18 protein-coding genes are annotated in these 20,689 nt (G+C 40.3%); 14 read left to right on the top strand and 4 right to left on the bottom strand.

All coding sequences use genetic code 11. The features are described 5' to 3' along the window. The first annotated feature begins 2 nt into the window (after positions 1-2). From I6E85_RS03920 to I6E85_RS03910, 3 genes are read left to right on the top strand one after another with little or no spacing between them, the layout of a single operon-like run. Positions 3-1,142, top strand: a complete 1,140-nt coding sequence (locus I6E85_RS03920) for a murein hydrolase activator EnvC (RefSeq protein WP_024590615.1) — start codon at positions 3-5, stop codon at positions 1,140-1,142. Positions 1,143-1,176: 34 nt separating this feature from the next. After that, positions 1,177-2,442: a S41 family peptidase gene (locus I6E85_RS03915; protein WP_024590614.1), complete on the top strand. Its 1,266-nt coding sequence runs from the start codon at positions 1,177-1,179 to the stop codon at positions 2,440-2,442. A 49-nt stretch (positions 2,443-2,491) separates the two neighbouring features. Continuing rightward, positions 2,492-3,253 (top strand): divergent polysaccharide deacetylase family protein, encoded by a 762-nt coding sequence (locus tag I6E85_RS03910; RefSeq protein ID WP_024590613.1) that lies wholly within the window; start codon positions 2,492-2,494, stop codon positions 3,251-3,253. Between the two features lie 179 nt (positions 3,254-3,432). Here I6E85_RS03910 and rpoH read toward each other — a convergent pair whose 3' ends face one another. The 4 genes from rpoH to ftsY form a co-directional block, all read right to left on the bottom strand. Further along, positions 3,433-4,296 carry an RNA polymerase sigma factor RpoH gene (gene rpoH / locus I6E85_RS03905; protein ID WP_007582838.1) on the bottom strand — a complete coding sequence of 288 codons (864 nt, stop codon included), beginning with the start codon at positions 4,294-4,296 and terminating at the stop codon, positions 3,433-3,435. Positions 4,297-4,610: 314 nt separating this feature from the next. Beyond that, entirely contained in the window at positions 4,611-5,597 is a 987-nt protein-coding gene (ftsX, locus tag I6E85_RS03900) for a permease-like cell division protein FtsX (RefSeq protein ID WP_024590612.1), read from the bottom strand. Further along, positions 5,594-6,271, bottom strand: coding sequence for a cell division ATP-binding protein FtsE (ftsE, locus tag I6E85_RS03895; protein ID WP_007582842.1), 678 nt, complete (start codon positions 6,269-6,271; stop codon positions 5,594-5,596). Before ftsE ends, ftsX begins: the two co-directional genes overlap by 4 nt. Before the next feature lie 87 nt (positions 6,272-6,358). Next, entirely contained in the window at positions 6,359-8,491 is a 2,133-nt protein-coding gene (ftsY, locus tag I6E85_RS03890; protein WP_081709159.1) for a signal recognition particle-docking protein FtsY, read from the bottom strand. Positions 8,492-8,698: 207 nt separating this feature from the next. Between ftsY and rsmD the strand changes: the two genes are divergently transcribed. The 11 genes from rsmD (at position 8,699) to purD (ending at position 20,616) form a co-directional block, all read left to right on the top strand. Next, positions 8,699-9,304, top strand: coding sequence for a 16S rRNA (guanine(966)-N(2))-methyltransferase RsmD (rsmD, locus tag I6E85_RS03885; protein WP_007586536.1), 606 nt, complete (start codon positions 8,699-8,701; stop codon positions 9,302-9,304). A gap of 145 nt (positions 9,305-9,449) precedes the next feature. After that, positions 9,450-9,665, top strand: coding sequence for a 30S ribosomal protein S21 (rpsU, locus tag I6E85_RS03880; RefSeq protein WP_002957797.1), 216 nt, complete (start codon positions 9,450-9,452; stop codon positions 9,663-9,665). A gap of 19 nt (positions 9,666-9,684) precedes the next feature. Beyond that, entirely contained in the window at positions 9,685-10,131 is a 447-nt protein-coding gene (locus tag I6E85_RS03875; RefSeq protein ID WP_024590610.1) for a GatB/YqeY domain-containing protein, read from the top strand. A gap of 244 nt (positions 10,132-10,375) precedes the next feature. Continuing rightward, positions 10,376-12,127 (top strand): DNA primase, encoded by a 1,752-nt coding sequence (dnaG, locus tag I6E85_RS03870; protein ID WP_007586534.1) that lies wholly within the window; start codon positions 10,376-10,378, stop codon positions 12,125-12,127. Positions 12,128-12,251: 124 nt separating this feature from the next. Next, positions 12,252-14,099, top strand: a complete 1,848-nt coding sequence (rpoD, locus tag I6E85_RS03865) for an RNA polymerase sigma factor RpoD (protein ID WP_007586533.1) — start codon at positions 12,252-12,254, stop codon at positions 14,097-14,099. Positions 14,100-14,166: 67 nt separating this feature from the next. After that, entirely contained in the window at positions 14,167-15,048 is an 882-nt protein-coding gene (gene prmA / locus I6E85_RS03860; RefSeq protein WP_024590609.1) for a 50S ribosomal protein L11 methyltransferase, read from the top strand. Between the two features lie 281 nt (positions 15,049-15,329). Next, positions 15,330-16,301 (top strand): tRNA dihydrouridine synthase DusB, encoded by a 972-nt coding sequence (gene dusB / locus I6E85_RS03855; protein ID WP_010553368.1) that lies wholly within the window; start codon positions 15,330-15,332, stop codon positions 16,299-16,301. A gap of 19 nt (positions 16,302-16,320) precedes the next feature. Continuing rightward, entirely contained in the window at positions 16,321-16,611 is a 291-nt protein-coding gene (gene fis, locus I6E85_RS03850) for a DNA-binding transcriptional regulator Fis (protein WP_002957804.1), read from the top strand. Between the two features lie 191 nt (positions 16,612-16,802). Next, positions 16,803-18,389, top strand: a complete 1,587-nt coding sequence (gene purH, locus I6E85_RS03845) for a bifunctional phosphoribosylaminoimidazolecarboxamide formyltransferase/IMP cyclohydrolase (RefSeq protein WP_007586526.1) — start codon at positions 16,803-16,805, stop codon at positions 18,387-18,389. 106 nt (positions 18,390-18,495) lie between these two features. Continuing rightward, positions 18,496-19,317 carry a class I SAM-dependent methyltransferase gene (locus I6E85_RS03840; RefSeq protein WP_024590608.1) on the top strand — a complete coding sequence of 274 codons (822 nt, stop codon included), beginning with the start codon at positions 18,496-18,498 and terminating at the stop codon, positions 19,315-19,317. A 15-nt stretch (positions 19,318-19,332) separates the two neighbouring features. Further along, the gene (gene purD / locus I6E85_RS03835; protein WP_024590607.1) at positions 19,333-20,616 is read left to right on the top strand and encodes a phosphoribosylamine--glycine ligase; all 1,284 of its coding nucleotides are present in this window, start codon (positions 19,333-19,335) and stop codon (positions 20,614-20,616) included. Positions 20,617-20,689 lie beyond the last annotated feature (73 nt).

The raw sequence follows: 20,689 nt of genomic DNA, 5'->3' as shown, positions 1-20,689 counted from the left end.
ACATGAATAGACGTATTAACCGGTTAATTAAGTGCGGTTTAATACTAACTTCATTAGTGACTGCATCTGCAGTTGCTAATGAGGATCGTACTAAAAAAGACTTATCAGAAGTTCAAAATGCACTTGAGCAAAGCCAAGCTGAGTATAACACCCAAAGAAAAAAAATAGCGTCGCTACAAAAAAACCTAAAAAGCCATGAACTCGATATAGCTAAAAATGCTAAAGCACTTAACATGGCAGAGCAATCAGTAAAAGAAACTAAAACACAGCAAAAAGAGCTACAAAATAAAGCCGATGAGCTCGATAAAAAGCACACTCAATTTCAGAAAATTTTAGCCGCGCAACTTAAAAGCGCCTATATGGCCGGTGGCGACGACTACTCTAAAATGCTGTTAAATCAAGAAGACACTGCAAAATTTGAGCGCACACTTAGTTATTACAACTACTTAAATAAAGCCCGTATTGAACAAATTGAAGATCTAAAAGACCTTCAAAAGCAAATAGTACAAAACCAAAAAGAGCTTGTTAAAACACAAGAAAAACTAGCGCTTTTATTTGATGAGCAAAAAAGACGTCAAACTGCATTGCTTAATGCACAAAGTGAACGCCAAGCTAATCTTAAAAATTTACAAGCTCAGCTCAACAGCACCAAAAGTTCAATAAACTATTTAAAAGAAAACCAACAAACTTTGGTAGCAACAATTGAAGAGCTCGAAAAAGAAAAAACACAGAAAATTGAATTACTGGGCCTAAATAAAAACAAAGGCAAATTAGACTGGCCGAGCAAAGGCAAGTTAGAGCACACATTCGGCCAACGTAAACATGGTGGTATTGATTGGAAAGGCGTATTAATTGGTGCAAAAGAAGGCACTAATATTAATAGTGTACATAACGGCCAAGTTGTATTTGCCGATTGGCTAAAGGGCTATGGTTGGGTAATTGTTGTAGACCATGGTGAAGGTTTTATGAGCCTATATGGTCATGCCCAAACACTGCTAAGAGATGTAGGCGACATGGTACGCGAAGGCGAAATCCTTGCTTTAGTTGGCCAAAGCGGCGGACAAGCTAGTTCTGGTCTATACTTTGAAATACGCCACAAAGGACGCGCAGTAAATCCTGTAAAATGGTGCAAACGCATTTAATTAAATAAATCGCTGCACCGCTCTGGAGCAGCTGATGACAACTAAAAAAACTGTAGTAATTACCATTGATCAAAAAAATACAGGCTTTTATATAAGTCTGTATTTGCTTGTATTACTAACCTTAATCGCTTTTTCTAGTAACGCACTAGCAAGCTCGATTAAAGATCTTAAAAGACAACAAATAGACGAAATACTCTTTAACATTCATGCCTACTATGTTGAAGATCTCACCTTACAAAATAGCCACCACATTAAATATAATAGCCAACAGTTTGAGCGTTTATATTCAAAGCTCGACTCTTACTCTAAGTACTTAAATGAGCACGAACTAACCTCATTATTTGATAACACAAATGGACGTTACACCGGTATCGGTATTGAGGTTAAAAATATCGACGAGAATATGACTATTGTTAATGTGGTTAATAACTCCCCCGCAAAAGCAGCGGGTATTTTGCCAGGCGATATTATTGTAAGTGTAAACAACCAAGCAGCCCAAAACCTTACAATCGATGAAGTAGCAACACTAATAAGAGACAGTAAATTTTCAAATATAGACCTAATTATAAGTCGTGATAACAATAAAAACCCACTCACGTTTCATGTAGCACGCCGCCAAATAAACCTCGAAAGCGTAACAAGCGAACTTCTAGATTTTGGTACTGGTTATATAGCTATCAATAACTTCTCTAACCACACATTACATGAGGTTGCTCTGCAAGTTGCTGCCCTGCAAAGCCACTTTGGTTACCCACTTAAAGGCTTAGTAATTGATTTACGTGATAACCCAGGGGGTACATTACAAAGCGCAGTAGCGGTATCAGACCTATTTTTACAAAGTGGTACTATAGTGACGACTAAAGGACGTTTTTACGATGCCAACCAAGCATTTTATGCAAAGCGTGGAGACATTCTAAAAAATGCCCCCATTGTTGTGCTTATAAACGAAAACTCAGCCTCTGCAGCCGAAATACTTGCAGCAGCGCTAAAAGATAATAAACGAGCAACCGTTGTTGGCAGTCAATCTTTTGGGAAGGGTTCTGTACAATCGCTCATTCCTCTAGGTGACGGCAACACTGCATTAAAGCTCACCACAGCTAAATACTTTACGCCGCTAGGTAAATCGATTGATGGAATAGGAATAACCCCAGATGTGGCGGTTAATCAAACAAACCTTTCACAAAGTAATAAAGCCGTTATAATAAAAAATGAACACACTAACAGTAACGCGCAATTACTTACTGGTAACTTAGCCGACTTACAGTTAGTTAAAGCAAAACAATTACTCAGCATGCAGTAACTTGTATAAGCTGTTAAACAAAGCTAAAAAGATAATAAAAACTATAAACGTGAAAATAATAAAATGGCTAATATTAGCTATTTGTTTTAGCTCAGCAACAATTAGCGCCAAACAAATAGCAATAGTGATAGACGATATAGGCTATCATCAACGGGACTTAGAATTCCTTTCCTTACCAGGGCAATTGTCGTATTCAATTTTGCCCCATACCCCTTATTCGCAAATTTTTGCAACGCTTGCTAGTCAATCAAACAAAGAGTTATTACTTCATGTACCTATGCAGGCACTTAACGGTAAAGAACTCGGACCTGGCGCGCTTACTTTAAATATGAATAAAGAGCAGCTTCAGCAAACTCTCGGAACAGCTCTCGCTAGTTTACCGCAAGTTAAAGGCGTTAATAACCACATGGGCTCAGCGCTTACGCAGCAAAGCCAAGCTATGAAGTGGACAATGGAAGTACTTAAAAAGCGCCATTTATATTTTTTAGATAGCCGCACAACCGATTTAAGCCAAGCACAAAATGCTGCTAACTTTTTAGGTGTTGCCAATATTAGTCGCCAAGTGTTCTTAGACAATATAACTACACCAGAACAACTCCAGCTAAGACTTGAAGAATTAAAACAACTAGCCACTACCCATAGCTTTGCCATTGCAATTGCTCACCCCTATCCAGAAACAATTGATTTCTTGCGTGAAGCGTTACCCCAGTTAATAGATCAAGGCTTTGAACTCGTGCCGGTTTCGCAGCTGGTTGAGCGTAAATACATTCAGTTGGCGCAGGCTGAGGGTAAAGGGATTAGTGCTAGATGATATAAGCTTTAAATAATGCTATATCCAAATGATAAACTAACCATTCAATATGCAGCGCATCGGTATTACTTGATAGGATATTTTATCGTTGGGTTTCGCTTCGCTCAAACCAACTTACGCGAAAGCAAAAAGCCCCGTATTTTCATACAGGGCTTTTTAAATTTGCTGCTTAAGCAATATTAGCTCATAGCACTTTGTAACTTTTTCATCGCTGTTTTTTCAAGCTGGCGAACACGTTCAGCAGATACACTGTACTTTTGTGCAAGCTCTTGAAGAGTCGCTTTATCATCCGACAACCAACGTGCGCTAACAATATCTTGTGAACGTTCGTCTAGTGTTTTAAGTGCGCTAAATAAACGAGTATGCGCTTGCTCTTTCCACTGCTCTTGTTCAACGTCGTCAGCTAAATCAGCTGCGCCATCTGTTAAATATTGTACTGGAGAGTACGTGCTTGTCGGTGCGTCGTCGTTATCGTCGCCCGTTAGGTCAAAGCCCATGTCTTGGCCGCTCATGCGCGATTCCATTTCACGTACTTCTTTTTCACTCACACCTAGCTCGCTAGCAACGGTACTAACCTCAGCTTGATTAAACCAACCTAAACGCTTTTTGTTTTTACGAAGATTAAAAAACAATTTACGTTGCGCTTTAGTGGTTGCAACTTTAACTATGCGCCAATTTTTAAGCACAAACTCATGAATTTCGGCTTTAATCCAATGCACTGCAAACGATACTAAACGTACACCCACTGTAGGGTCAAAACGTTTAACCGCTTTCATCAGGCCTATATTACCTTCTTGAATAAGGTCAGCTTGTGGTAAGCCGTATCCCGAGTAGCCTTTAGCAATATGTGCTACAAAGCGTAAATGCGACATAATGAGTTGCTTGGCAGCACTAAGATCACCTTCTTCCTGAAGCTTTTTAGCAAGTTCTTGCTCTTGTTCAACTTTAAGCATAGGAATAGTGCTTACCGCTTGAAGGTAACCGTCCATGCTTGCGCTTTGTTGTCCGACTGTAAGTGCCATTGCGTATAAATCTTTACTCATTTTTCACCTCGGTGATAAACATTTGAAACTATCTTAGCACTCTTTCTTTAAGAGTGCTAACCCCAATTTAAAACTTTTTTAAAGTATAAATCAAGCAGTTTTTAGTATGTGTTTAGTCTACTACAAGCGACTGAATAAGTGATGAATTGAGGGGCTGCAGCAGGTTAACCTCGCTGCATCACCTTATTTACAACTCATTACTTCATGGGAGGATAGTACATAAATATGACAGTTTTAATAACAGGAGGTACAACCCAGTCCGATACGATACGCATATCAAGCTGGGTTGGTTCACTTATAGTTTGCAGGATTTTTTATACTTTATCGGGTTCTATTTCTTTAATATATCGATTTACAGAAAGGTACGAGCCCACAAATCCTAAGCTTGTTGCAAGCAACACTAAAAAGCCGAGCTCATTAAGCGATAATCCAATTAACGAGAAGCTTGTTTGATACACCCCCGCTACACTGCTCACAGCGCTTGAAAGCCACCACATCATTAGTCCTACGCATATAAAGGCAAATAAACCACCTATTACACCATACCAAATACCGGTCCACAAAAATGGGGCATGTATAAAGGTGTTAGTTGCGCCGACTAGCTTCATTACTTGTATTTCTTCTTTTTTATCCATGATCGACAAACGGATGGTGTTACCAATAATAAGCGTCACTGAGGTAAGCAGTAATAATGCGATGGTTATTACACTTTCTTTCAGTAAATCTAGTAATGCATTTAAACGCTCTAGCCACGCTATATCGAGCTTACCAAAATCAACTTCACGTTCATTTTCTAATTTAGTTAGCAGTACTTTAGCCGCATTTGGGTGTCTGTGACGTTTTGTAGGAGTAACAAGTACCACATCAGGTAATGGGTTTTTATCTAAGTACTCTAAAGCTTGCCCAAAGCCAGATACGTCTTTAAATTCTGTTAGTGCTTTTTGCTTTGATATAAATTCAACGCTTTCCACTTCTGGATAAAGTGCTAAACGCTTTACTAATGTTTGCGTTTCTTGCTCGTTCATACTTTCTTTTACAAACAACGATATTTCACTCGCTTCTTCAAAACCACTACTGACTTGCTGGACGTTTTTAACAACAAGATAAAGTGTTGCAGGTAACGTTAGGCTCAAACCAAGTACAGCAATAGTCATCATAGATGCAAGCGGCGTACGCCACATTTCACCTAAGCTATGAACACCTTGGCGAAAAATATTAATAATGAAAAAATAACCGCCAGCTAATACTGATTTTTTTTGCTTGTCGTTACTATTTTGACGACTTTTAAAAAGTAAACTCATAGTGCTCCCTCAGCGAGCGGATCTTGAAGCATGCGGCCATCTTTTAAGGTTAGACTGCGGTACTTCATACGTGCAACCAAACCTAAGTCATGCGTCGCTATAAGAACAGTGGTGCCGTGTTTATTAAAGTCCTCAAACAGCTTTAGGATTTCCATTGAAAGCTCAGGGTCTAGGTTACCTGTAGGCTCATCGGCTAACAAAATTGGCGGAGAGTTTACAATTGCTCTGGCAATACCAACACGTTGCTGCTCGCCTCCAGAGAGCATAGACGGATGACATTTTATTTTGTCTATCAGGCCTACTTTATCAAGCGCACCATGAACACGTTTAGCTATTTGCTTATGGTGAGTACCCTCAATAATAAGAGGCAGTGCCACGTTATCAAAAATGGTATAGCGCTCTAGTAAACGGTGGTTTTGAAAAATAATACCTATATCACGGCGAGCATAAGGAATTTGACGCGAGTTTACTTTATTTAAATCAACACCGTTGATAAATACACTGCCTGCCGATGGGCGTTCCATTAAGCTAATTAACTTAAGCAACGTACTTTTACCCGCACCACTGTGGCCGGTTAAAAAGGCAAGTTCACCCGGTTTAACATGAAAATTAACTTTTTCGAGGGCGCGGTGCCCTCCAGGATAAGTCTTACTTACTTGCTGAAAATTTATCATCTTTTTATTATGCCAATTCAATTAGTTTACTAATAAAATTGGTATTCCTCGCAATTAAAAAGGGAGCAAGCTCCCTCTTTTGGTAAATTAAACGTCGTCCTCATCTTGGCTAAATAACGCATCAATAAAGTCATCGCTTTTAAAAGCGCGTAAATCATCAATACCTTCACCAACACCAATGTAACGAATTGGAATATTAAACTTATCTGCAACCGCAAAAATAACACCACCCTTTGCAGTTCCATCAAGTTTTGAAAGCGTAATACCAGTTAAACCAACGCATTGATTAAATAAGTTCACTTGGCTAATTGCATTTTGACCTGTGCCAGCATCAATGGTTAGCATCACTTCGTGCGGCGCATCAGGATCAATTTTTTTCATAACACGAGCTATTTTTTCAAGCTCCTGCATTAAGTTATCTTTATTTTGCAAGCGACCCGCTGTATCTGCAATTAACACATCTATATTACGTGCTTTTGCAGCTTGGAATGCATCAAAAACAACCGATGCACTATCTGCACCCGTATGCTGTGCAATAACAGGAATGCTGTTACGTTCACCCCAAACCTGAAGTTGCTCAACAGCAGCCGCTCTAAACGTATCGCCAGCAGCCAGCATAACCGACTTACCTTCGCTTTGAAATTGCTTAGCCATCTTACCAATAGTCGTTGTTTTACCAACGCCATTTACGCCCACCATTAAAATAACAAATGGCTTTTTATCTTTGGTAATTACTAAAGGCTGTTCAGCCGTTTTTAGCATCGCCGCCATTTCTTGTTTCATTAACTCATAAAGCGCATCACCATCTTTTAACTGCTTACGGTTTGCAGCATCAGTTAAGCTATCAATCAACTTCATGGTGGTATCAACGCCTAAATCGGCGGTAAGCAGCTGTGTTTCAAGATCTTCAAATAATTCGTCATCTATTTTTTTACCACTAAAAATAGATGCAAAGCCAGAACCTATATTAACGCGAGTTTTTAACAAGCCCTTTTTAAGGCGAGAGAAAAACCCTTCTTTTTTCGGCTTTTCTGCTTTTTTAGCTTCTTCAATTGCAAGTTCTGCTGTGATACGTTCTTGTTCTAAAAGCTCATTTTCTGCTTTTTCAGCAGCAATGCGTTCTTGCTCTAAGCGTTCTTTTTCTGCTTTTTCTAAAGCAATGCGCTCTTGCTCTAAACGCTCATTTTCTGCTTTTTCTAAAGCAATGCGTTCTTGCTCTAAACGTTCATTTTCTGCTTTTTCAGCTGCAATGCGCTCTTGTTCTAAACGCTCGTTTTCTGCTTTTTCAGCCGCAATGCGCTCTTGCTCTAAACGCTCGTTTTCTGCTTTTTCAGCCGCAATACGTTCTTGTTCTAAACGTTCATTTTCAACTTTGTCAGCAGCAATACGTTCTTGCTCTAAACGCATTTGCGCTTCTTGTTCTGCTAAACGTTTTGCTTGCTCTTGTCTTTGTGCTTCAGCATCTGCTTGTTCTTTTGCTAATAACTCAGCATTCGCTTGCTCTATTGCAAGCTTTTCAGCCTTTACAGCTTCATCCTTTTTTTCAAGGCGTATTTGCTCTAGTCGCTCAGCCTCTACCTTTTCTGCAGCCAATCGCTCTTGCTCTAACAGCATCTGCGTTTCTTGATCGGCTAAACGTTGTGCATGTTCTTGTCTTTGCGCTTCTGCATCAGCTTGTTGTTTTGCAAGTAATTCAGCATTGGCCTGCTCAATTGCAATCTTTTCTGCGTTTTCAGCACGCTCTTGCTCTAAACGTTTTGCTTCAATTTGTTCAGAAGCAATACGCTCCTGCTCTAAGCGCTCTGTTTCAGCCTCTGCTTTTAAACGTTCAGCTTCAGCTTGCTCCTGTGCTAGCTTTTCTTGCTCTAAACGTTTAGCTTCAATTTTTTCAGCAGCAATACGCTCCTGCTCTAAGCGCTCTGTTTCGGCTTCTGCTTTTAGACGTTCAGCTTCAGCTTGCTCCTGTGCTAGCTTTTCTTGCTCTAAACGTTTAGCTTCAATTTGTTCAGCAGCAATACGCTCCTGCTCTAAGCGCTCTGTTTCGGCCTCTGCTTTTAAACGTTCAGTTTCAGCCTGCTGCGCAAGCTTTTCTTGCTCTAGCTTCTGCGCTTCTTCTTGCGCTAATGCTTGTTGTTTATCAGCGGCTGCTTTTTGCTCTGCTTCTTTTTTATCTGACTTGCCAAAACCGAGCCACGACATGAATTTACTTTTTTTTGTCATACTTGCTAATAACCACTTATAAAAATCTGATAAACTAAAATTTGAAATAGCTTGGCAATGCCCAGCAATAGTTGCTAATAAATACAACCATTCAAAACGTAAGTGTTCAATAGTAACACTTTTAATACGGTTGAAAAATGAAGCTACACGTAATCACCCATAATATTATCTGAGCTAGATACCATATACCATTTTTTAGTGAGCTAAATGAGAAAAAAAACAACGCAAAATAAAGCTACTAACAAGCCCAGTGATGGCTTTATTAGAGTGATTAGTGGCCAATTTCGAGGCCGAAAACTCCCTGTTAAAAATGTAGAAGGCTTAAGACCTACTACCGATCGAATTAAAGAAACTGTATTTAATTGGCTAATGCAAGATACGCGTGACACAAATGTACTTGATTGTTTTGCAGGTTCTGGTGGGTTAGGATTTGAAGCGCTATCTCGATTTGCAAAAAACGCCACATTTATCGAGCTCGACTCGTCAGCTGCCAAGCAATTAGAACAAAACATTAGCACTTTAAAGCTCGACAACGCATACGTTAAACATACTAATTCACTCTCCTTTTTAGAGCAAAAAAACACAAACGAAGCGTTTAATCTTGTATTTGTTGACCCACCATTTCGTAAAGATTTAGCGCAAACAACCTGCGATTTATTAGAAAAAAACCAATGGTTAAGCGATGATGCATTAATTTATGTTGAAGTAGAAACAGAGTTAACCACCTTCAAGAACCCGAGCAACTGGTTGTTAATTAAAGAAAAAAAGGCAGGCCAAGTGTTTTGCAAACTCTACCAGCGCCAAGCAAATTAATACTGTTTTACATGATGCGTTTCTGTTAATATTGTCCTTTACATGTGGTGTTGCTTCGGATTACAATACCGCACCATTTTTGAACCACTTGATCAATGTTTGATCAACTTGAGCAACGCTCATAATTTAGGTAGGTGAATTTTTAATGCCAGTAATTAAAGTAAGAGAGAACGAACCGTTTGACGTAGCACTTCGTCGCTTCAAGCGTTCATGTGAAAAAGCAGGAATCCTTTCAGAAGTTCGTCGTCGCGAGCACTATGAAAAACCAACAGCTGAGCGTAAGCGTAAAAAAGCTGCTGCAGTAAAACGTCACATGAAAAAACTTTCTCGTGATAACGCACGTCGCGTTAAATTATACTAATATATTAGGTCTTGTATAAATGAGCCTTTTAATAACGCTAAAAGATGCGCAAAAAGATGCGATGAGAGCTAAAGACAAATTACGTCTTAACCCTATTCGTATGGTACTTGCTGCAATCAAGCAACGTGAAATTGACGAGCGCATAGAACTAGACGACGCAGGTATTACCTCCGTTATAGTGAAGCTTGTTAAACAACGTCGTGACTCTTACACTCAGTACAAAGATGCTGGGCGTGATGATTTAGCTGATATTGAAGCCAATGAAATAGTAGCACTTGAAACTTTCTTACCTCAAAAATTGAGTGAAGAAGAAATCATTGCTCTCATTGATGCGGCTATTGCTGATACTAACGCAGCAGGTATGCAAGACATGGGTAAAGTAATGGGTATAATCAAAAGCAAAGCCGAAGGTCGTGCCGATATGGGCAAAATCTCTGGTTTAATTAAGCAACGATTAACTGCCTAATACTCCCACATACATTAAAGTATGATTGAAGTGAACCGAGCCTTGCGCTCGGTTTCTTTGTTTTTAACTTTAATAAAAAGTACACCTACTAGGTTACTTTAAAATGAAATTTTTTATAGCTTCCCTATTTATTTTGCTATCATTTTGGTAAGTTAAAGCACGCTATACTTTGCATCAAGCAAGTATAAAAAAGTAAATTTCATATTCGTTATTCTTCTTATTATTTCAGGACTGTATTTTACTAATGGCTGGAAAGATCCCACGTAACTTTATAGACGATTTACTTGCCAGAACCGATATTGTCGACCTGATAGACTCAAAAGTAGGTCTAAAAAAAGCAGGTAAGGATTATCAAGCTTGTTGCCCATTCCATAACGAAAAATCGCCCTCATTTACGGTATCGCAAGACAAACAGTTTTATCATTGCTTTGGTTGTGGCGCTAATGGTAATGCTATTTCGTTTGTAATGGAGTATGAAAAGCTTGAGTTTGTAGATGCTATTGAAGAAATAGCAAGCATGCTTAACTTAGAAGTACCTCGAGAACAAGGCACAAACTCAGCACCAGAACGTACTGCTGCGCAAAAGCGCTCTGATTACGATTTAATGCTTCATACTGCGCGCTTTTATCAGCACCAATTAAAACACCACAGTAATTCTGCCGCCGTTATTGAATATGTAAAAGGCCGTGGTTTAAGTGGTGAAACAGTTAAAAAGTTTATGATTGGCTACGCTCCCAGCGAATGGGATGGATTATGTCTTCAGCTTGGCCGCAATAAAGAACAAAAAGAGCAATTAGTTGAATTAAAGCTAGCTTCAGAAAAAACACCAGGCAGACAATTTGATTTTTTCCGCGACCGATTAATGTTTCCTATTCGCGATAAACGCGGACGCGTTATTGCATTTGGTGGGCGTGTAATGCAAGCCGACCAAGGGCCAAAATATTTAAACTCGCCAGAGACCCGAATTTTTCATAAAGGCTTTGAGCTTTACGGACTTTATGAAGCAAAGCAAGCCCATAAAAAGCTTGAGCATGTAATGGTTGTTGAAGGTTACATGGATGTTGTTGCCCTAGCCGAGCAAGGGATTGAATATGCCGTTGCATCGCTAGGTACCGCAACAACAAGCGAGCACATGCATACGCTGTTTAGAACAACAGATAAAGTAATCTGTTGTTACGATGGCGACAGAGCTGGCCGTGATGCAGCTTGGAGGGCGCTTGAAAACGCACTTCCTTATTTAAATGACGGTAAAGCACTGCAATTTACTTTTTTACCCGATGGCGAAGACCCTGACTCTCTTGTACAAAAAGAAGGTAAGGAGCAATTCGAATTGCGCCTAAGCCAAGCAGATGACTTTACCAAAGTATTGTTTAATAAATTAAGCCAAGAAGTTGATTTAACACTCGACTCAGGAAAAGCTAAATTACTCAGTGCAGCACTTCCACTCATTGAAAAAATCCCAAGTGAATTTTATCAAGAAAACATTCTTGAACAGTTAGGGCGTTTAATCGGAAGAACACGTGAGCAATTAAATAACCGTTTAAAAACGCCAAAGCAACAGCATTCGATTGAACGTAAGTTTAAAATAACACCAATGCGTCAAGCGATTGGTATTTTAATTCAACATCCTAATTTGGCTAAAAATGTGCCATATTTGCCTGAACTCGCACAAATGAATATTGCTGGTATAGGGCTATTATTACGCTTACAAGAGCAAGCTTTAGAAAAAGAAAGCATTACCACAGCGCAACTACTCGAATTTTTTAGAGGAACTGAAGATTACGAGCCCTTAATCAAGCTTGCAACGTGGCAACACGACATAAATGAAGAGCGTTTAGAGACGGTTTTTAAAAATACTTTCAAGTTTATTGAAGATCAGTGTTTAAATTATCGACTCGAGACCCTATTAATAAAGGACAAGACTCAAGGCCTTAGTAGCGACGAAAGACTTGAGTGTCATTTGTTAATGACAGCGTTAAAAGCCACTAACAGCTAGTCAAAATTGATTTAAACTGTTATACTGTGCTATTCACTGCGTCACATTATTCTAGTTGGCTTTAATGCAAACTACATGATGGCGCCTGTTGTATCAACTTATCAGAGTGGAAGAAACAATCTCTATGGATCCAACTCCTCAGTCACAATTAAAACTTCTGATTCAAAAAGGTAAAGAGCAAGGCTACTTAACTTTTGCAGAAGTAAATGATCACCTTCCACAAGACATTATAGACTCAGATCAAGTAGAAGATATCATAAGCATGATTAATGATATGGGTATCAAGGTTAGCGAAAACGCGCCTGATGCTGATGAATTAATGATGCAAGAAACAACGACAGACGAAGACGCAGCTGAAGCTGCCGCTGCAGCCCTTGCGACTGTAGAAAAAGAAATCGGCCGTACAACGGATCCGGTTCGCATGTACATGCGTGAAATGGGTACTGTTGAACTTCTTACACGTGAAGGCGAAATTGTAATCGCTAAACGTATCGAAGAAGGCATTAACCAAGTACAGATTTCTGTTGCAGAGTACCCTGAAGCAATCACTTACCTGCTAGAGCAGTGGGATAAGTTTGAAGCTGAAGAAATGCGTTTAAGCGATATCATCGTTGGATTTATCGATCCTAATGAAGATACAGCGCCAATTTCAGCAACTAATATCGGTTCAGAATTAAGTGCTAAGCAACTTGATGACGATAAAGATGACAAAGATGATGCTGATAGCGATGACGAAGATGAAGAAGAAGTAGACACAGGGCCAGATCCTGAAGAAGCGCGCATTCATTTTGAAAATTTACGTGATTTATACAATAAAGCACGTGATACGTTTGAAGCTAAAGGTCGTTCGCATCCTGAATCACAAGCCGCCATTTTTGAAATTGGTGAGCTTTTCAGAACCTTTAAATTAATACCTAAACAGTTTGACCGCATGGTAAATAACATGCGTGAAATGATGGATCGTGTTCGCGTTCAAGAACGTCTAATCATGAAACAAGCTGTACAAATTGCTAAATTACCGAAGAAAACATTCGTTAAGCATTTTGCTAATAACGAAACTGACGCTTCGTGGGTTGATTTAGAAATTTCAGGTAACGAAAAATACTCAGCTAAACTTGAAGAAGTTAAGCCAGAAATCATTCGTAGCATTAATAAACTATCTGTTATTGAACAAACAACAGGTTTAAGCATTGAGCGTATTAAAGACATTAACCGTCGAATGAGCATTGGTGAAGCGAAAGCACGCCGTGCGAAAAAAGAAATGGTTGAAGCTAACTTACGTCTTGTAATCTCAATTGCTAAAAAATATACAAACCGTGGCTTACAATTCTTGGATTTAATTCAAGAAGGTAACATTGGTCTGATGAAAGCAGTTGATAAGTTTGAATATCGCCGTGGTTATAAGTTCTCTACTTATGCTACGTGGTGGATACGTCAAGCAATCACTCGCTCTATTGCTGACCAAGCAAGAACAATCCGTATTCCAGTACATATGATTGAAACGATTAATAAACTTAACCGTATTTCTCGTCAAATGTTACAAGAAATGGGTCGTGAGCCAAATCCAGAAGAATTAGCAGAACGCATGATGATGCCTGAGGATAAAATCCGTAAGGTACTTAAGATTGCTAAAGAGCCAATTTCAATGGAAACACCAATCGGTGATGATGAAGATTCTCACTTAGGTGACTTTATCGAAGATACAACTATTGATTCGCCAATTGATTCGGCAACAATGGAGTCTCTTCGTGGCGCAACTAACGATGTACTTGCAGGCCTAACAGCCCGTGAAGCTAAAGTACTACGTATGCGTTTTGGTATTGATATGAATACCGACCACACCTTAGAAGAAGTAGGTAAACAGTTTGACGTAACACGTGAACGTATTCGTCAAATAGAAGCGAAAGCGCTGCGTAAATTACGCCACCCTTCTCGCTCAGATTTACTGAAAAGCTTTTTAGACGCTAAATAATTTAGCGCTACTATATAAACTAAAAAGGCCGCTATAGCGGCCTTTTTTCTATTTGAAGGAAATAATCATGGCTTGGATCCAAATTCGTATTAACGCCAATGCTGCAACAGCAGATGCAGTAAGTGACCTATTAATGGAAGCGGGTAGTGCTTCAGTAACCTTTATTGACGCAAAAGACACCCCTATTTACGAACCCAAAATTGGCACCGTTGTATTTTGGGCTGATACAACAGTAATTGGCTTGTTTGAAGCTAATCACGATATGAATGCAGTCGTTGCGTTATTGAAACGCCATGATGAACTAAAAGACAATTTAGTATACAAAATAGAGCAGCTTGAGGATAAAGACTGGGAACGTGAATGGATGGATAACTTCCACCCTATTCAATTTGGTGAAAGACTATGGATTTGTCCAAGCTGGCGCGACATTCCAGATCCTGATGCAGTAAATGTACTGCTTGACCCTGGCCTTGCTTTTGGTACGGGCACACATGCAACAACGGCCTTGTGTCTTAAGTGGTTAGAAAGCCAAGATCTAACAGGTAAAACGGTTGTTGATTTTGGTTGTGGCTCAGGCATTTTAGGTATTGCAGCTATAAAACTAGGCGCAGAGCGCATGATTGGGATTGATATTGATCCTCAAGCGCTTGAGGCAAGCCTCGATAATGCTAACCGCAATGGCGTTGCAGACAAACTTGAAGTATACCTTCCAGAAAACCAACCTGAGTTTACCGCCGACATAGTAGTGGCAAATATATTAGCCCAGCCACTTCGTGAATTGCACAGTGTAATTTTAGGTTTATTAAAGCCTGGCGGCAAAATTGCCATGTCGGGTATTTTAGAAGAACAAGCACAATCAGTTGCTGATATTTATGCACCGTTTATTGAACTAGATGATATTGCCGTTGAAGGTGATTGGACTCGAGTAAGTGGCACTAAAAAAGCGTAATAAACTGCATAACCAAATTTAGAGCATTAACTCAAAACCTGCATGTAAAGCCTGTATTTAACAGGCTTTACTATTTTTTTACATATTAAAAGTTTTCTGATTATTGTGTAAAAAATAAAACTTGTATAAATTTCAAACAAATCAACCTACTTGTCATGTGGTTATCAAATGTCAATACGAAAAGGGCAAAAAAAAGTTACTTTTGTTCAATTTATAGCCTTTGATTTTTGTGAAAAAAACCGTAAACTTAGCGCCCCTTGAAAAGAGGCCTATTGAATATAGTGCGTATCGGTAAATACCAACTTGAGAATAATGTAATTGTCGCGCCAATGGCTGGCATTACAGACAGACCATTTAGACAACTTTGCCGTCGTTTAGGCGCGGGGCTTGCTGTGTCTGAAATGCTATCGTCTAATCCTAAGGTTTGGAAAACGGAAAAGTCGATGAACCGTATGGATCACAGCGGTGAGTCGGGTATACGCGCTGTGCAAATTGCAGGAGCAGATCCTGAGCTTATGGCGCAGGCCGCACAATTCAATGTTGCTAACGGTGCACAGATCATAGATATCAATATGGGGTGCCCAGCAAAAAAAGTGAACAAGAAACTCGCAGGCTCTGCCTTATTACAGTTTCCTGAACTTGTGGAAGAGATTATTGATGCAGTCGTTAATGCTGTTGATATACCTGTGACACTTAAAATCCGTACAGGATGGGATCCGGATAACCGTAATGGTGTAGAGATTGCGAGAATAGCTGAACGTTATGGCATTGCATCACTTGCTGTACATGGGCGTACGCGCGCATGTATGTACAAAGGTGATGCTGAGTACGCCACGATTAGGGATATAAAACGTTCAGTGTCGATTCCTGTTGTTGCCAATGGTGATATTACATCACCAGAAAAAGCAAAACAGGTTTTAGACTATACGGGTGCAGATGCCATTATGATTGGCCGAGCCGCCCAAGGTCGCCCTTGGATATTTAGGGAGATAGACCACTATTTGCGAACTGGGGAACACTTACAGCCGCCTGCTATTGCAGAGGTGCGCAGTATTTTAATGGAGCATTTAACAAACCTCCATCTGTTTTACGGTGAGCCAATGGGAGCGCGAATTGCTCGCAAACATGTATCTTGGTATTTGCAAACCCATGACAGTGATGGTCAGTTTAGGCGAGTATTTAATGCGCTCGACAACCCACAAGCACAGGTCGTCGCATTAGAGCAATACTTTAAAACACTAGCAGCTAACTAAGAAAGAAAGAGACTTAATAATGTTCGAACAAAACGTGACTTCTCCATTTATCACTAACCCTCATGTTCAGTCACACGAGAAACCGCAGCCATTGCGTGATGCAGTAAAAAAAGCTGTTCACCACTATTTAAAGCAGCTTAACGGTCAAGATGTGCAAGACGTTTACGACCTTGTTCTTTCAGAGCTAGAAGCGCCATTACTTGAAGAAGTGATGACATATACACGTGGTAACCAAACTCGTGCAGCAATTTTACTAGGTATCAACCGTGGTACTTTACGTAAAAAGCTTAAAAAATACGGCATGAACTAATATGCTGGCTGTGATTTATCACAGCTAATTATTAAAAAAGCACCCTAGGGTGCTTTTTTTATGCCCGTAGTTTAATAGCCGAGTTGCAAAATGCTCACCCTCATCGGCGCTTTATAAGTCGTTTTTTGAGTTGTAATCAGTTAAAATGCCCGCTTCTAAGCTAGCTCATTAACTGAGGAAATCAAACTACAATGGATACTCATCGTCCCATTCGTCGCGCACTATTAAGTGTGTCTGATAAAACCGGTATTGTTGAATTTGCCCGCGCACTAGAAGCGCAAGGCGTTGATATATTATCAACTGGCGGCACATGTAAACTACTTGCTGATAACGGCATAAAAGTGACTGAAGTATCAGATCACACAGGCCACCCTGAAATCATGGATGGTCGCGTAAAAACTCTTCACCCAAAAATTCACGGCGGCATATTAGCCCGTCGCGGACAAGATGAAAGCGTAATGGCAGATAACAACATTTCTGCTATCGACATAGTTGTAGTTAACTTATACCCCTTTGCGAATACAGTCGCTCAAGAAAACTGCAGCCTTGAAGATGCTATTGAAAATATTGATATTGGCGGCCCTACAATGGTTCGTGCAGCCGCTAAAAACCACAAAGACGTAACAATCGTGGTAAACGCGAGTGACTACGACCGTGTTATTAGTGAAATGCAAAACAATAATGGCTCTACTACATATAAAACACGTTTTGACTTAGCGATTGCAGCTTACGAGCACACTGCCGCATACGATGGCATGATTGCTAACTACTTCGGTAAAATGGTTCCTGATTACACCGAGGAAGCTGCTGTAGAGACTAAATTCCCACGTACTATCAATATGCAGTTCACTAAAAAGCAAGATATGCGTTACGGTGAAAACTCACATCAAGATGCTGCTTTTTATGTTGAAAGTGACATTGCTGAAGCATCAGTTGCAACAGCAACTCAATTGCAAGGTAAGGCCCTTTCGTTTAACAACATTGCAGATACCGATGCAGCACTTGAATGTGTTAAAGAATTTGACGTACCTGCGTGCGTAATTGTAAAACATGCTAACCCGTGTGGTGTTTCAATTGGGGACAATATTCTACAAGCATACGAGCGCGCTTTTAAAACAGACCCTACATCAGCATTTGGTGGCATTATTGCCTTTAACCGAGAGCTAGATGCAGCAACGGCACAAGCAATTGTTGACCGTCAGTTTGTTGAAGTAATTATCGCACCTAGTATTTCGAGCGACGCTGCAAAAATTGTTGAAGCTAAAAAGAACGTTCGTTTATTAGAATGTGGACAGTGGACAGGTAAAGCCGCTGGCCAAGATATTAAACGCGTTAACGGCGGTATTTTAGTTCAAGACCGCGATTTAGGCATGGTAACGCAAGGCGATTTAAAAGTTGTTTCTAAACGTCAACCTACAGAGCAAGAGCTTAAAGATTTACTATTTTGCTGGAAAGTAGCTAAGTTTGTTAAATCAAACGCAATTGTTTATGCCCGTGACGGTATGACCATTGGTGTAGGCGCAGGCCAAATGAGCCGCGTATACTCAGCTAAAATTGCAGGCATAAAAGCTGCAGACGAAAACCTTGAAGTTAAAGGTTCAGTTATGGCGTCTGATGCATTCTTCCCATTCCGTGATGGAATTGACGCAGCAGCAGCCGCTGGTATTACTGCGGTAATTCAGCCAGGTGGCTCAATGCGTGATGAAGAAGTGATTGCAGCTGCTGATGAAGCTGGCATGGCAATGGTACTTACTGGTATGCGCCATTTCCGCCACTAATCACACGAAGGGTTAAACGTTGGTTTAACCCTTTTTGTTTGCTATAAATTCACGTATTCTGATTATTCAATAACCTATTTAAAATTATAATGTGAAGGAACAAACAATGAAATTTGCGCTAAAATCGCTACTTGTAGCCACACTAACGATGACATCGACTATGGCGCTTAGCCATAACCACGAATCGAGCCTCGAGCATGCACTTCAATCAAGCGAACGTAGCGCTAAAAACAGCGTTCGTGACGAATATCGTCACCCGGCTCAAACACTAGCATTTTTTGGCTTTAAACCAACTATGACAGTTGTTGAAATTGCGCCAGGCGGTGGTTGGTATAGTGAAATTTTAGCGCCAGCACTAAAAGAGCAAGGCACTTATTATGCCGCGCACTTTCCTGCTGATTCATCAGTTGGCTACTACCAACGCTCTCTTGCGGGCTTTAAACAAAAAGTAGCTGAAGATGAGCGCTTTAGTAGCGTTAAAATTACTGAGTTTGCACCTGTAACACATTTAGATATTGCGCCAGCTGGCAGTGCCGATATGGTTTTAACTTTCCGTAATGTACATAACTGGTATATGGGCAAAGATAAAAGCGGTGCATTAAGTGCATTCCAAGCTTTTTATAAAGCCCTTAAACCAGGTGGTACATTAGGTTTAGTTGAACACCGTTTAGCTGAAGAGCGTGCTGACGAAGATCAAAAAACATCAGGTTATATGAAGCAGAGCTACGTAGTAGACCTTGCTAAACAAGCTGGGTTTGAATTAGTAGCAAGCAGTGAAATAAATACAAATCCAAAAGATACAGCCGATCACCCTAAAGGTGTATGGACGCTACCACCAAGCTTAAGACTCGGCGAACAAGATGCTGACAAATATAAAGCCATTGGTGAAAGCGACCGCATGACGCTGAAATTTAAGAAACCGCTTTAAATAGGAATTTTCGCCATGAATGTTTTAGTCATTGGCAGCGGCGGCCGCGAACACGCACTTGCGTTTAAAGCCGCTCAAAACACCAAAGTAAATACTGTATTTGTAGCCCCTGGTAATGCAGGTACTGCACTTGAACCAAAACTTGAAAACGTAGCAATAAACGTTGACGACTTAGAGGGTTTACTTAGTTTTGCACAGCAAAACAATGTAGAGCTTACTATTGTAGGTCCAGAAATACCGTTAGTACTGGGTGTTGTTGATAAGTTTCGTGAACATAACATGGCTATTTTTGGCCCAACGGCAGGCGCAGCCCAGCTTGAAGGCTCTAAATCGTTTACTAAAGATTTTTTAGCACGCCACAATATTCCATCAGGCGATTATCAAACGTTTGAACAAATTGACCCAGCCCTTGCTTATTTAAAAGAAAAAGGCGCCCCAATTGTTGTAAAAGCTGATGGTTTAGCTGCGGGTAAAGGCGTAATTGTAGCAATGACGGAAGCCGATGCCGAAGATGCTATTCGCGATATGCTTGCAGGTAATGCTTTTGGCGATGCGGGAAGCCGTGTTGTTATTGAAGAATTTTTAGACGGTGAAGAAGCGTCTTTCATTGTAATGGTTGATGGCAAAAACGTATTACCTTTTGCAACAAGCCAAGATCATAAACGTGCATATAATGGTGATGCAGGTCCTAATACGGGTGGCATGGGTGCATATTCACCAGCGCCAGTTGTTACGGATGAAATCCACCAGCGTATTATGAACGAAGTGATCTACCCTACGGTAGAAGGGATGGCAAGCGAAGGCCATCCGTACACCGGTTTTTTATACGCAGGTTTGATGATTGACGAAACAGGTACCCCTAAAGTAATTGAGTACAACTGTCGCTTTGGCGACCCTGAAACTCAACCAATGATGCTACGTCTACAATCAGACCTAGTTGAATTGATTGAAGCTGCTAACCGTGTAGAACTTGATAAAACAACGATTAAGTTTGACCCACGCGCAGCCGTTGGTGTTGTACTTGCAGCTAAAGGTTACCCTGGTGATTACCCTAAAGGTGATGCAATTTCGGGGCTAAAAGTTGATTACCCTGCGGGTGAAAAAGTGTTTCATGCAGGCACTAAACAAAGTGGCAATGACGTTGTAACCGCAGGCGGTCGCGTATTATGCGCAACAGCACTTGGTAACACCGTTACGCAAGCGCAGCAGCGCGCCTATGAGCTTGTTAAACAAATTAGCTGGGATGGTATGGAATATCGTACTGATATAGCTTACCGTGCTATTGCACGCGAGCAATAGCCTGTAATACCTATTCATTGGTATAACCAGTTAATTTAACTACAAAAGCGCAGTTTATCTGCGCTTTTTTAGT

Origin of the sequence: Pseudoalteromonas sp. NZS71, from assembly GCF_015864715.1 — a bacterium.
Taxonomy (GTDB): Bacteria; Pseudomonadota; Gammaproteobacteria; order Enterobacterales; family Alteromonadaceae; genus Pseudoalteromonas; species Pseudoalteromonas arctica.
Note: the sequence above shows the minus strand (reverse complement) of the source record. Positions and strands in the feature narration are given on the sequence as shown.